The following is a 13,338-nucleotide window of genomic DNA, read 5'->3' as shown; positions in this document are numbered from 1 at the left end:
GCGTGTTCACCGCTTGCGAAGACGAGGCCGAATACCTCGACCGGCTGACCGGGCTCGAAGCGGCTGGCCCCGTGCCGGTGCTGGGTATCCCGGCGGCGCGGCTCGAGGCGACGGCGGCGCTCGACAGTGGCGAGACGCGGCGGGACGGTGCCGAGCGCGGCGGGACGGCGATCCTGGTACCCGCGAACTCGCCGTTGCGGGGCATGGCGACCGCGCTCGGCCACGCGCTCGGTCACCCGGTGACGACCTTGGCTTCGGCCACCGAATTCGGCGCGGCCGTCGACCGGTCCGGCGGCGCGGAGAACCTCCTGGTGTTCGCGCTCGACGGTGAGCTGACCGAACGGGACATCGCGCGGATGAACGACGCGCTCTGGGAACGCGTGCGGCGTGGCTTCACCGGCTCGCTCGGCCTGCTCGGCGGTCCCGATGCGGCGGAAGTGTCCTGGCTGCTGGCCAAGGGACTCACCCACGACCGTCGTCGCGCGCCCGACGAGCCCTTGGTACGGCTGTGGCCCGCTCTCGACGACGTGCCGGTCACCGCCGGCGCGGGCCCGTTGTTCCTGCGCCGGGACTGTACGGCGGAACGCGTGGGCGAGTTCCTCACCGACCGCCACACCGCCATGCTGTCGGTGTTCGCCCACGGCCGGGACGACGTGCTCCACCTGCACGACACCGTGATCTGCGCGGCGGGACCCGGGATCGCGCCCGCCGCCCCGGACAAGGCGCCGGTGTGCGCGTTCACCGGCCGCTGCTTCCGCGGCGAGATCCCGGTGGAGCGGATCCTGCGGTCGGAACGGGTGCGCGCCGACGTGCTGTTCGTGAACTCGTGCATGGGTCTTCGGCTCGGCGACGGTCTGTTCGCTTCCCGATACCTGCTCTCGCAGGGCTTCCTGCGGGGAACGGCCGCCGCGTACGTCGGCGCGCCGTATCTGGTCAACGGTGTGATCAAGCTCAACGAGATCTTCCAGGAGGCGTGCCGGAGCGGGGCCACGGTCGGGATGGCCACCGCGGCGGTCAACGACCATCTGCGCTACGAGCGGGTGGATCGACCGTACTTCACCCTGCTGGGGCTGCCGTGGCTCACCCCCGCCGTCGAACGCGGGGAACCGGCGCTCGAAGTCGTGGACGGTACGCGGAGCTCGCCGGGCGGAACGCTCGCCGCCGCGGTACGGACCATGGACGCGGCGGCGAAGCGGGACAAGCCCGTCCACGTGGTGCTGACCTCTCCCCGTTCCCGGCGGGCGCTCGGTCGCTCGGACGCCGCCGCCGTCGAGGACCGCGCGCCGGGGGTGCCTGCGGAGATCCGGCGGCTCGGTCGCTCGATCGACGGCCTCGGCGAGGCCGTCCACCTCGGTTTCCGTTACGCCAGGCAAGGGAACATCGCCGTGAACCTGCGCGATCAGGTGGCTTCGCTGGCGAGGACCATGCTCGGTTCGGTGTCCACCGGGGACGCCGGCCGGATCACGCGGCGGCTGGACGGGCTCGCCAAGGCGGTCGGCAAGGCCGAGCGGGAACTGGCGCAAGCCCTGCAGGGGCGCGGGACCACGTCCTTCCTGAACTTCGACGACCTTTGGCGTGAGGTGCTCGAGCCGCACGACACCACCGCGGCCGCGCCGGACTGTCCCCATTGCGGCCGGGAATGCCACGCTCAGCGGTTCGAGCATCCGGTGCTCCCGCGGATCGCGAGGAACACCAGGAGCTGCGGGCGCTGCGGAGTCGTCGAGGATCTGGACGCGGCGGGCCCGATCACGCGTGTTTCGTTGCGTGGTGCGGAAACCTGGTATCAGGGCAGCGAGGTCGACGTGACGCTGGACATCGGTTCCGACCCCGGTTCCGGCGCGCGGCCCGCCTGGATCGGCGTCTACACCGAGAACTGCGCCAAGAACGGCGTGTCCTTTCCCGAGGTGCAACGGATCCGGCTCGAGGGCACGCGAGAGGTCACCATCACCGCGAAGCTGGACCCGCAGGCGCACAGCCACCAGGAGTTCCTGCACGGTTTCGTCGTCGCCTCCGGCACGATCAACTTCGCCTCCCGTCCGGTGTGGGTGCGACCGCGGTGACCGTGGACGAGCGGCTCACCGCGCTGAGCACCGGCGGCGCCAGCCCGTACCCCGTCTACGCGGAACTGCGGTCGGTCGACCCGGTGCACTGGCACGCTCCCACCAAGACCTGGTACGTCACCGGCCACGAACTGGTGAAAACCCTGCTGCTGCGGCGGGATCTCTCCGCCTGCCCCGGCGACTTCGTCGATCACGACCGTTCGTGGACGGCGGCGGAACTGGCCGTGATCGACCGCGCCGAGGAGTTCTTCGACTCCTGGATGGTGTTCAGCGATCCGCCGAGGCAACATCGGCTCCGCTCCGCGATCTCCGCCGATTTCACCAGGAAGACCGCCGAACTCTGGCGGGTCCGCGCCCGTGAGATCGCCACCGGGCTGGTGGCCTGCCTCCCGAGCGGCCCGGCCGACCTCTGCGCCCGGTTCGCCGAGCCGCTCGCCGCCCGGCTCACCTGCGCCGTGCTCGGCGCGGATGAGACCGACACCGATCTGCTGCGCGGCTGGTCGGCCGACCTCATGGGGTACCTGTCCACCCCGAGCGCCGATCCGGAAAAAGCCGCCACCGCGGTCCGTGCCGTCGACGACCTCCGCGGCTACCTGGCCGACGTCGTCCTGCCCGGGCTCGGCTCGCGGGAGGACGGCGCGCTGACCGGGCTCCGGTCGCTGGACCCGGACTCGGCGACCGCCCTGTTCACGCAACTGCTCACCGGCGGGATCGACCCGGTGGCCAGTTGCCTCGGCACGGCTTTGACCGAGGTACTCGGGGCCGGGGAACGGATACGGGTCGATCGCGGCACCGTCGGCGCCGTCGTCGAAGAAGCGCTTCGGTATGACGCCCCTTTCCATTTCGTGCCCAGGGTGACGACCACCGAGCTCCGCGCCGGGGAGCGGCTCCTGCCGGCGGGGGCCAGGGTGGTGCTGGTCATCGCGGCGGCCAACCGGGATCCGGCGGCCCATCCGGACCCCGACCGGTTCGACCCATCCCGCGAAACCGGCCCCCACCTGTCCTTCGGGCACGGTGGCCACTACTGCCTCGGCGCCGCGCTGGCCAGAGTCGTGGTGCAGGAAGGCCTGCTCGCCGCGGTGAACTGGGCGGACACCGCCGATCCGGCGCTGCTGGAGGCGGTGCGCACCCCTTCCTTCGGCACCACGGCCTGGCGCCGTATCGCGGTGGGGCCCCGCTGACCGGGCCGGGTCCGGCTAATGTGCACGCGTTCTCGAAGTCGCCTGAACGGACGAGGTCCTTCGCGGCGTGGTTCTGGACTGGCTGACAGGAGCCAGCCGCGCTCGTGAGTGGCAAGTGGTGTTCTAGCTGAGGGGTAAGGCATACGTGTCGGATGATCGCTTGGCTGCGTGCTGCTTCGAGTGTCGCGAAAGCCACTTTCGGGACATCTGACGTCCCGAAAGTGGCTTTCGCGACATCGGCGCGACAGAGAGGCGCCGGCACCGAGGGAAGCCACGGACCAGGCGTTGCGAACACGCCACATTTGCCTTACCTCTCAATAGAACCGTCCTTACCACTAACGACCGCGCTCGCAAAGCGTGCAAATGGGCATCAGTCGGACATTTACTCCGCCCAAGTTGTCCTCTGTGGACAGTCAGGTAGATGTCTTCTTCGACGGCCCCGTCCCTGTCGCCGACTCCGGCACGCCAGCCGGGAAGGTGTCAGGCCCCTGATGACCAGTGGATAGACAACCTTGCCGTGCCCCTGGGCTAATGTGCACGCGTGTGCTCACTCGTGTACCCGCCGAAACCGAAGCCCGGTGACCGCGTGGCGATCCTCTCGCCCTCCCACGGTCTGCCGGGGGCGTTGCCGCTCCCCCACGAACTGGGCCTGCGCAGGTTGCGCGAGGATTTCGGGCTGGAACCGGTGGAGTATCCGACGACGCGACGGATGGGCAGCGGCTCGGCGGAACGAGCGGCCGACCTGCACGCCGCGTTCGCCGATCCCGGTATCAAGGCGGTGATCTCCACCATCGGCGGGGACGCCCAGATCGCGATGCTGTCACATCTGGACCCGGAGCTGCTGCGAGCCTGCCCCAAGCCGTTCTTCGGCTTCAGCGACAACACGAACCTGCTGGCGTACCTGGCCATGCTGGACATCGTCGGGTACCACGGCGCCTCGGTGATGACCCAGTTCGGCAGGCCGGGGCAGATGCATCCGCTGACGGCGGAGTCGGCGCGGGCCGCGCTGTTCACCTCCGGCGAGTACGAGCTGCGCGCGGCGTCCGAATACGGCGACATCGACCGGGATTGGGCCGAACCCGGCACCTTCGCCGCGCAGCCGACGATGCGGCCGTGCGATCCGTGGTGGTGGCACAACCCCGGCCGGGTGGTCACCGGGCGGAGCTGGGGCGGCAATCTGGCGATCGTGTCCTGGCTGCTGATGGCCGACAAGGCCGTGCGGCCGGTGGAGGAGTACGCGGGCCAGGTCCTGATCCTGGAGACGTCGGAGGAGCTGCCCTCCGACGAGGAGGTCTATCGCGTCCTGCGCTGCATGGGTGAACGCGGCCTGTTGCGCCAGTTCTCTGCGCTGCTGTTCGCCAAGCCGAAGACGTGGGCACTGGACCGGCCGACCACGCCCGAAGAGAGTGCGGCCTACCGCGCCGCCCAGCGCGCCGCCGTGCTCCGGGCGCTGGATGAGTACGCGCCGGAGATGATGGCCGTGTTCGACGTGGATTTCGGCCACACCGATCCGCAGCTGGTGATCCCTTACGGTGGCTCGATCCGGGTGGACGGCGTCGCCGAGCGGATCTTCGTGACGTACTGAGCTTTCGATCGCCGTGAGGATCAGCGGATTTCGCCGCGCAACGCCACGCCGAACTCGGAACCCAGCCGCGCGGCGACCCGCCGCAGGACTTCCTTGGCGTCGTCTCGGCCCGACTGGACGGGAAGGTCCATTTCGACGCCGAGGGTCACGGAGCGTCTGCCGGGCGCGGAGGCCCCGTCCCACACGTCCTTGACCTCCGCGGCCAGGCCGACCACATCCGGGAAACCGGTCGCCGCCACCGCGGCGGCCAGTTCGTCCGGCGAAGTCTCCTTTTCGCACCAGAAGGACAGGTCGTGTTTCCGCGAAACCGTGCGCTCGGTGGAGATCCGCGCGAAGTCGTCGCGGACGAACTCCGCGACCGGCTTCCCCGGCGCCTCGACGGCGGCGAGATCGGCGATCCTGCCGAGGATCCGGTCCTGGCTCGTGCCGAGCCGCTCGGCCATCTTCAAGGTGAAGCCGACGGCCTTGCGCAGCACGTGCCCCTGTGCCCGCGAAGAGATGCGCACGTCGTCCGCGTAGAGGCGGACCAGGAGACCGACGAGGTCGGCCAGTTTGCCTTCGTCCGTTGTGGACAGTGGGGAGACGGCGCCCGCGGGAACACATTCGAGTACCCAGGGCAGCCGGTCCAGGCAGACGGCCAAGGTTTCCAGGCCGATGCCGAACCCGTAGTGGGTCGCCTCGCCTTCGTTCTCGAACGCGATCAGGTTGCCGAGATCGCGATAGGTGCCGTCGCCCTGAGCGATGGCGAATGTGGCGCCACGGCCGGAAAGCCTCGGATCGCCGAAACCCCAGCGATAATATGAGCGTTTGAAGGCATCAGTCTCCACCGGTCCCGGCCAGACGGAGCGCCACAGCCCGATGAGGTCCGTGTCGTCGGAGGCGACATGGAAGAGCACGTCCTCCGGGGCGAGCCCGAGTGCCCGCGAGAAATAGTCCCCGGTGACGACCGCCGCCGCCTCGGCGCCGTCGGCGGTGAACAGCGCGCCGAGCATTTCGAACTGCAGCAGGAATTCGGTGGCGAACCTTTCGGCGAAGACCGCGCCGAAGTTGTGTGCGCGCACGCAGGGCTGCCGGACCATCACCCCGTTTCCGCCGAAATCCCGGTCCCCGCGCAGAAAGGGTTTGAACGGCACCACGGCGGAATTGGTGAAAAGGATCGTCCGGTCCTCGGTGGGCACGGCGGGCTCGGGGGTGAGTTCCCCGAAACCCGCCGCACGGAAGTGCGCCATGAAGCCGTCCGCCAGCCCGTCCAGCCGGGCCCGGCGCCCCCGGGCCCGCTCGATGTCTTCGGCCGTCATCGCAGCACGACCCCTTCGTCACCGAACACCGTGGCCACCGCGTCGATCATGAGCTGGACCTCGGCGTTCAACTCCTCCGAAGTCGGCGTCGGCTCGACGGCGAGGACGAGGAGATAAGTGACGGACCGGGCGCCTACACCGAACTGGCCGGGATCCACGAACACGTCGGTCACCCGCAGGTCGCGCAGGCGATCCGGGGCCGCCGCGCGCAGGACCTCCATCACCTCGGCCGAGGAGACCGGCGCGGGCAACACGAAGTCCAGCATCCGGGTGATCGGCGGAACGTCTTCGAGCGGCGGACGTGGTTTGGCCGGGGCCGCGGTCAACGCCGACGTCTCCAGCTCGAGGTACACCGGCCGGACGCCCGTCACGCCGAACCGCTTGAGGACCTCCGGATGGATTTCGCCCAGCACGCCCGCGGGCACACCGTCGAAGTACAGGACGGCGGCGCGGTTGGGGTGCAGGTACGGCGTCAGCGGATGCTCGGCTTCGTCGGGCAGGCGCACGGTCAGGTCGCGGTTGAGCGCGTTCGCGATCTCTTCCACCGCGCCCTTCGCGAAGAACAGGTCGACCGGCCGCTGTTTCCCGTCCCAGCCGTGGGGCAGCCCGGAGCCGGCGCAGATCGCCCACAGCAGGCTCCGCTCGGCGCAGCCGCCGTCCCGGTCCGGCCGGAACACCGTGGCCAGTTCGAACAGCCGGAGATCCGGGGAGTGGTTGCGGAGGTTGATGTCGACCGCTTCCACGGCCTGGGCGAGACAGTTGTTCTTGAGGAACTCGTAGTGACGATCGGCGGCGTCGACCAACCGAATATGGTGCGCCAAGGGGGAATCCGGCTCGACGCCCAGCCGCTTCAGCAGCGAGCGGTCGTAGAAGCTGTCGGTGAAGACCTCGTAGAACCCCAGGGACACCAGGATTTCGCCTGCCGCGCGGAGATCCGCGGCCTCGTCCGACTGCCCGACCCCGGAACCGGAGAAGGAAGCAGAACCGGGCAACTCGTCGTAACCGATGTTGCGGGCCAGCTCCTCGTAGACGTCCTGGGCCTCGACGAGGTCCCAGATCCGGCTGCCCGGTACCTGGAACCGCCCGCCCTCCAGGTGGCGCAGACCGTAGCCCGCCAGCCGCCGCACGACGTCCTCCGGCGACGAAGGGATGGCGAGGAAATCCGCGAGGTCGTCGAAATCCACGTCGATCACCGGCAGGTCACCGTGCCACTCGCGGGCGCAGACCGTCGGGCCCGAGACGGCGGCCGCGCCGCATTCTTCGAGCAACCGCACGACACGTCCGGCGCCGGCCAAGGGCAACGTCGGGTCGCCGCCACGCTCGAATCGCTGTGAAGCCGCGGTGCGCACGTTGAGCGCGGAGGCCGCCTTGCGTACCTCGACGGGATCGAAGGTGCCGGATTCGAGCAGCACGCGCCGGGTGTTCTCGGTGACCCGCGACTCCTCGCAGCCGATCACCCCGGCCACCGCGAGCACCTTGACCTCGTCGGCGATCACGATCGTCCCCTCGGGAAGCTCCCGGCGCGTCGTCTCGCCGAGCAGCAAGGCTGTCTCGCCCGCGCCGGACAGCCGGACCTCGATCGTGCCGGTGAGCCGGTCCGCGTCGAAGGCGTGTGTCGGCTGGCCGAGTTCGAGTGCCGCCGCGTTGGTGGCGTCCACGATCACCGACCCGGTCGTCTCTTCCGCGACGGCCAAAGCGGAGCGGACCTCACCGGGCAACAGGACGCCGCTGTCGCGGACCACGAGCGGGGTGAGCGTGTACGCGAGGCATTTCTCGGTGCGCACCACCACCGGGAACCCGTTGTCCTCGGCGACCGTCAGGAGCCGCGACGGCGGCGCGGCCACCACCCCGTCCAGCCTGGCCGCGAGTTCCCTGGCCACCCCGGTATAGCAGCGGTGGTCGCCGCGGTTGGCCAGCAGCTCGACGGAGATCACCGTGTCGCCGCCCGCGGACTCGACTCCTTTGACCTCGATGCCCGCCTCGTCCAGCGCTTGCCGCACGTCGGATGCACCGGCGGGAAGCGCCGGGCAATAGGACCGCAGCAGGCTCACCGACAGTTTCACATCTGCTCCCGATCCAGGTACTGGAATTGACGCTGCTTGACCTCGTACAGCTGCCGGATCTTGCTCAGCCCGAGCCATTGCGCCGTCATCCGGGTGAGACCCCAGCCGAAGGCGAGACCGCGGACGCCGGGCCGGTCGTAGCCGAACTCGCGGAGCACGTTCGGGTGGATCATGCCCGCGCCCATCAGCGTCACCCAGCCGACCCGGTGGCAGGCGTCGCAGCCGTCGCCACCGCACCGGGTGCAGCTGATGTCCAGCCCGACCGACGGTTCGGTGTACGGGTAGTACTTGGGCTTGAACCTGATCCGCGCCTTGGGTCCGTACAGTTCCCGGACGACGAAGGCGAGCACGCCCTTCAGATCGGCCAGTGAGAGACCGTTGTCCACCCAGAAACCCTCGAGCTGGTGGAACATCGCCAGATGGGTGGCGTCGACGGCCTCGTTGCGATAGACACGCCCGGCGGAAGCCACTTTGATCGGCAGCGCCGGTTTCCCGGCGAGCACGCGCGCCTGGACCGTCGTCGTATGCGAACGGAGCACCGCGCCCGTGTCCAGCCAGAACGTGTCCTGCAGATCCCTGGCCGGATGATGCGCCGGGATGTTCAGCGCGTCGAAGTTGTAATAGGGGTCCTCGGCTTCCGGGCCGGAGCGGAATTCGAAGCCGAGCTGCCGCAGCACCGCCAGGCACCGCTGTTCGACTTCGGTGACCGGATTCCAGGCACCACGGCGGGGAGCGAGTCCCGGCAGGGTGATGTCGACGGCCTCGGCACGCCAGCGCGCTTCGCTCTCCTGCCTGCCGACTTCGGCCAGCCGCGCGGCGAATTCGCGTTCCAGCCGATCGAACTCCGCGTTGAGCACGACGGCCTTCGCTTTGCGTTCCTCGGGTTCGAGGCCGCCCAGCGCACGGAACATCGCCTTGAACTCGCTTCGCTTTCCGAAGAATTTGAGCCGCATGGCGTCGAGCTGGGCGACCGTTCCCGCTTCGCGCAGGGCGATCTCGAACTGCCGCGTTATTTCTTCGATGGCTGTCACAGACACCCTTGCCTCACCCCTCGAACCGCCATTACCACACTCGAGACCGCCCCGTATCCGGTGGCGAGGGACGGGATCGAACCGCCGGCCCCGCGATTTTCAGTCGCGTGCTCTACCTGCTGAGCTACCTCGCCTCGGTGATCATGACGGTACCGGAACGACCGCGGCGCGGGCACCACCCCGCCGGGCACTTCCTGTCCCGCCGGCGGGACGGGCGCATCGGCGGGAATTCCGGCCCGGCGGCGCCACTTGTGAATGGAAAGCCGGGGCCCATAAAGTCGAAATCGCAATTCCGATTCGAATCCGAATAGCCAGAGAAACGGCTACCGGATTCACCTGAGAAAGGAATGAAAAATGTTCGACAACGTCAACATCGTCGGCCTTTCCGACGAGGAGCTGGACGACATCGTCGGTGGCACGCTGTACGCCCCGCTCTGCGGCGACCCCAAGTAGGTCACGCGAAAGCGGCGTGGGCCGGGCATCCTCCCGGCCCACGCCGGCCATTCGCCGCCACCCGCGCGAATTTCTGACGGCCGCACCGGAACGACCGGCGACAAGGACGGGGCACGATGCCGACGAACACCCGCTTCCGCACCGAGGCGCTCGAACACAACAGGTCCGACGGGAACGGCCCGGTGCTCGGCGACGAGTCGGCCGCGCGGACCAGGAGAAGCCTCACCGGTCTGTTCTCCACCCTCCGGGAATCCGCCGTCCGATGGCGAGCGGGGAACCGGATCCCCGTCTGCCTGCAGACGCAGGTCAGCGACTGCGGTCCGGCGTGCTTGGTGATGATGCTGCGCCAGCACGGTGTCGACGTCGGCCTCGACTCGATCCGCGCCCGCGCGGACGCCGGGCGCAACGGCGCCTCCGCCCGCACTCTGCTCGAGATCGCCAGGGAGCACGGCGTCAACGGCCGGGGGGTGCGCGCCGATCTGGACGCGCTGCGGCGGCTGACCCCCGGCGCCATCCTGTTCTGGAACTTCAACCACTTCGTCGTACTCGAGGGGGCGACCCGGGACCACGTCGACGTCATCGACCCGGCTTTCGGGCGAAGGCGGTTGAGCAGGGCGGCCGTCGACGAGGCGTTCACCGGCGTCGCCTTGGAGTTCGACCCGCCGCTGGCCGGAGCGGCCAAAGCCGGAGCGGGTGCCGGAACGGCGGGCGAACGAAATCCTTGGCGCCAGCTCGTGCAATTCCTGCCGCGGGGCAAGGAACTGGCCAAGTTGACGGTGGCCACCACGGCGCTCATGGGCCTCGAAGCCACCCTCCCGCTCACCACCGGCTTCCTGGTCGAGAAGGTCCTGCCGGGCAAGGCGACCGGCTCGCTGGCCGCCGTCCTCGCCGGGATCCTCGCGCTCGGCGTGCTCTTCCTGGCGCTACAGGTGTTCAGGTCGTTCATGGTCACCCGGCGGCAAGCGGTCGTCGAGAAACAACTGAGCCTCGGGACAGCGCGACATCTCGCTTCCCTGCCGTACGACTACTTCACCGTCCGCAACTCCGGCGATCTGACGATGCGGGTGCGTGCCAGCGGCGCGGTCACCCAGGTGCTGAGCCTGACGGCCGTTTCCGCCGCGTTCGACAGCGTGCTGATCGTCGTCTACCTCACGGCGCTCGTCTTCGCCGACGGGACGCTCGCCGTTCTGGTCGTCCTGCTGATCGGCGCGCAGACCGGGCTGCTCGCCCTCACCTGGCGTCGCCAGATCCATCTCGGCCAGGAAGTGCTCGAGCGCCAGGCGAAGGCGCAGGACGAACTGGTGGACCTGCTGGAGAGCATCACCACGCTCAAGGCCAGCGGCCTGGAGTCCCTCGCCGTCGAGCGCTGGTCGCATTCGCTGGTCCGTGAGGTGAACAAACGCCTCGGCGCACGGCGCAGCCTGGCCGTCACCACGTCGCTGAGCCGGACAGTGCAATTCGGCGCTCCTCTCGTGGTCATCGTCGCCGGTGTCTGGCGGGTGCTGGACGGCCAGATGTCCCTCGGCGCGGCGCTCGGCTTCATGTCGCTGACCATGGCGCTGTTCATCCCGCTGGAAGGCGTGTTCGGCGCGGCCTCCGAACTGGCCGCGGTGAAGCCGACCCTGGCGAGGTTGAACGACGTGCTGCGCTCGGAACCCGAACCGCGTGGCCTGCTCGCCGGTGAAGGTGTCGCCGAGCCGGGGCGGATCAGCGCGACCTCCGTCTCCTATCGGTATCCCGGCGCCCCCGCGCTCGCACTGTCCGATGTGGACATCCAGGTGGAGCCCGGCCGCTTCGTCGTGGTGGTCGGCAGGTCCGGCTCCGGGAAGTCGACGCTGGGGATGCTGCTCGCCGGGTTGCATCTGCCCACTTCCGGCACGATCACCTTCGACGGCACCGATCTGTCCGCGCTGGACCGGCCGACGCATCGGCGGCGGATCGGCTACATCAACCAGAACGCGCATCTGTTCAACGGCACCATCGAGGAGAACATCCTTTTCGGATCGGCGGGTACGGCCGTCGAGGACGTGCGCGCCGCGATCGCCCTCGCGCATGTCGACGCCGAGATCGAGTCGATGCCGATGGGCTACCAGACCCTGGTGGGACCGAGCGGCCATGGGCTTTCCGGCGGCCAGCGGCAGCGCATCGTGCTGGCCAGGGCGCTGACCCGCAAACCGCGCCTGCTCATCTTCGACGAGGCGACCAGCGCGCTCGACCCGGCGCTGGAGCGGAACATCCTGCGCGGACTGATCGGGACGGGCATCACCGTCGTCGTGATCGCGCACCGGCTGACCGTGCTGGAGGACGCCGATCAGGTCGTCGTGCTGCGGGACGGCCGGATCGTGGACGCCGGGACGCCGGCGGAACTGGCCGAGCGGGGCGGGGAATTCTCGTGCCTGAGCTGACTTCCGCCCCGCTGACCTACGAACAGGACTGGCTCGACGCCAAACTGCGCGGCGGCCGGGTCTACCGCAACGTCCAGCTGTCCTACGAGATCATCGGCGACCTCGACCCCGCCGCCCTGACCGCCGCCGTCCGGGACTGCGTGCGACGGCACGACGCCTTGCGCATGCGGATCGACGGCACGGGCCAGCATCCGGTCGAACTCGCCGCGGATGAGGAACCGGTGCGGTGCCTGGAGGTCACCGCCGCGTCCTCGGCGCAGTTCGGGCGCTACGCGTCGGCCTTGCTTTCGCGGGATTTGCTGCGCCCGTGGGACAACGCACTCCCCTGCTCCTTCATTCTGCTCCGCAGGGACGACCACCATCACGCCTTTCTCGCGACGTTCCACCGTCTCTTCTTCGACGCACGGGCGCGCGAACTGTTCGGCAGGGACCTGTGGGCCTGCTACGCGGCACGCACCCGAGGCCGCCCCTCCCTCCCGGCGGCACCGTCCTTCGCCGAGGCCGCCACCCGCCAGCGGACAAGAGCGACCGCCCGCACCCTCGCGCGGGCCAAGGAGAGCTGGCGCGACCGGCTGGAATTCTGCGCCGAGAACCCGTGGGTGCGCCCGCCGTCGGCGACGGAGACCGAAAGCGGGGTGATCACCTTGGAGCTGGACGGCCGGGTGACGGGATCGCTCCGCGCCGCCACCGGGCGGACGGGGCACACCCCGCTGCAGTGGGTGGTCGCCGCGTTCGCCCGTGCCGCCACCGAATGCGCCGGTCTGCCACGGGCCGGGATGTGGACCTCGATGGACACCCGGCTGTCCGCGGACCGCGAGGTGGTCGGCATGTTCGCCGCCGCGTGCCCGATCGCCTTGCGCCGGCCGGGCGCGGACGACGCCGCGCTCCTGGCCGAGGTACGCGGACAGCTGCTGAACGCCTTGCGCTACCACCAGGTCACCGCTGACGACCTGGACGATCTGGTGCCCGGGTTCGGTTCCGGTTCCGTGACCGCCCCCGGTATGGACATCTACGTCAACTTGCTCGACGCCACCGGCGGTCCGGACCGGCCGCCGTCCACCGGCGGACTCCGGGTGACCGCCGACGCTTATCCGCTGCTTCAGGATTCCCACCGCAGCTCGTGGGCCTTGCACCTGCGGTGCGCGGAACATCGGGACCGGATCGCCCTCGACCTCGTCTACGACGGGGAACGGGTGGGCGAGCCGCTGGCCCGATCGATCATGGACCACGTGCGAAAGGCGGCGGGACCGTCGTGACCGACC

At 69.5% G+C, this 13,338-nt stretch carries 8 protein-coding genes and 1 tRNA gene; 5 read left to right on the top strand and 4 right to left on the bottom strand.

Annotated elements, in window-relative coordinates; translation table 11 throughout:
• Positions 1-2 precede the first annotated feature (2 nt).
• The 3 genes from HDA45_RS29015 to HDA45_RS43080 all read left to right on the top strand — a co-directional run bounded on the left by HDA45_RS29015 (position 3) and on the right by HDA45_RS43080 (position 4,826).
• The gene (locus tag HDA45_RS29015; RefSeq protein ID WP_184900614.1) at positions 3-2,060 is read left to right on the top strand and encodes a hypothetical protein; all 2,058 of its coding nucleotides are present in this window, start codon (positions 3-5) and stop codon (positions 2,058-2,060) included.
• Positions 2,057-3,241, top strand: coding sequence for a cytochrome P450 (locus tag HDA45_RS43085; protein ID WP_184900611.1), 1,185 nt, complete (start codon positions 2,057-2,059; stop codon positions 3,239-3,241). Before HDA45_RS29015 ends, HDA45_RS43085 begins: the two co-directional genes overlap by 4 nt.
• A 541-nt stretch (positions 3,242-3,782) precedes the next feature.
• Complete coding sequence (locus HDA45_RS43080) at positions 3,783-4,826, top strand: LD-carboxypeptidase (RefSeq protein WP_184900609.1); 1,044 nt, start codon at positions 3,783-3,785, stop codon at positions 4,824-4,826.
• 20 nt (positions 4,827-4,846) lie between these two features.
• Here HDA45_RS43080 and HDA45_RS29000 read toward each other — a convergent pair whose 3' ends face one another.
• From HDA45_RS29000 to HDA45_RS28985, 4 genes are all read right to left on the bottom strand, one after another.
• Positions 4,847-6,124 (bottom strand): alanine--tRNA ligase-related protein, encoded by a 1,278-nt coding sequence (locus tag HDA45_RS29000; protein ID WP_184900607.1) that lies wholly within the window; start codon positions 6,122-6,124, stop codon positions 4,847-4,849.
• Positions 6,121-8,187, bottom strand: coding sequence for a phenylalanine--tRNA ligase beta subunit-related protein (locus HDA45_RS28995; protein WP_184900604.1), 2,067 nt, complete (start codon positions 8,185-8,187; stop codon positions 6,121-6,123). The genes HDA45_RS29000 and HDA45_RS28995 overlap by 4 nt, the downstream gene beginning before the upstream one ends.
• Positions 8,184-9,224, bottom strand: a complete 1,041-nt coding sequence (gene pheS / locus HDA45_RS28990) for a phenylalanine--tRNA ligase subunit alpha (RefSeq protein WP_184900602.1) — start codon at positions 9,222-9,224, stop codon at positions 8,184-8,186. The genes HDA45_RS28995 and pheS overlap by 4 nt, the downstream gene beginning before the upstream one ends.
• A 55-nt stretch (positions 9,225-9,279) precedes the next feature.
• Positions 9,280-9,352 (bottom strand) — tRNA-Phe (locus HDA45_RS28985).
• Between the two features lie 435 nt (positions 9,353-9,787).
• On the opposite strand from HDA45_RS28985, the gene HDA45_RS28980 reads away from it, so the two are divergent.
• Both HDA45_RS28980 and HDA45_RS28975 read left to right on the top strand, forming a co-directional pair.
• Positions 9,788-12,076, top strand: a complete 2,289-nt coding sequence (locus HDA45_RS28980; RefSeq protein WP_184900600.1) for a peptidase domain-containing ABC transporter — start codon at positions 9,788-9,790, stop codon at positions 12,074-12,076.
• The gene (locus HDA45_RS28975) at positions 12,064-13,332 is read left to right on the top strand and encodes a condensation domain-containing protein (RefSeq protein WP_184900598.1); all 1,269 of its coding nucleotides are present in this window, start codon (positions 12,064-12,066) and stop codon (positions 13,330-13,332) included. Before HDA45_RS28980 ends, HDA45_RS28975 begins: the two co-directional genes overlap by 13 nt.
• The last annotated feature ends 6 nt before the right edge of the window (positions 13,333-13,338 follow it).

It is taken from the genome of Amycolatopsis umgeniensis, assembly GCF_014205155.1.
GTDB lineage: Bacteria > Actinomycetota > Actinomycetes > Mycobacteriales > Pseudonocardiaceae > Amycolatopsis > Amycolatopsis umgeniensis.
This window is presented reverse-complemented; position numbering and strand designations above follow the sequence as displayed.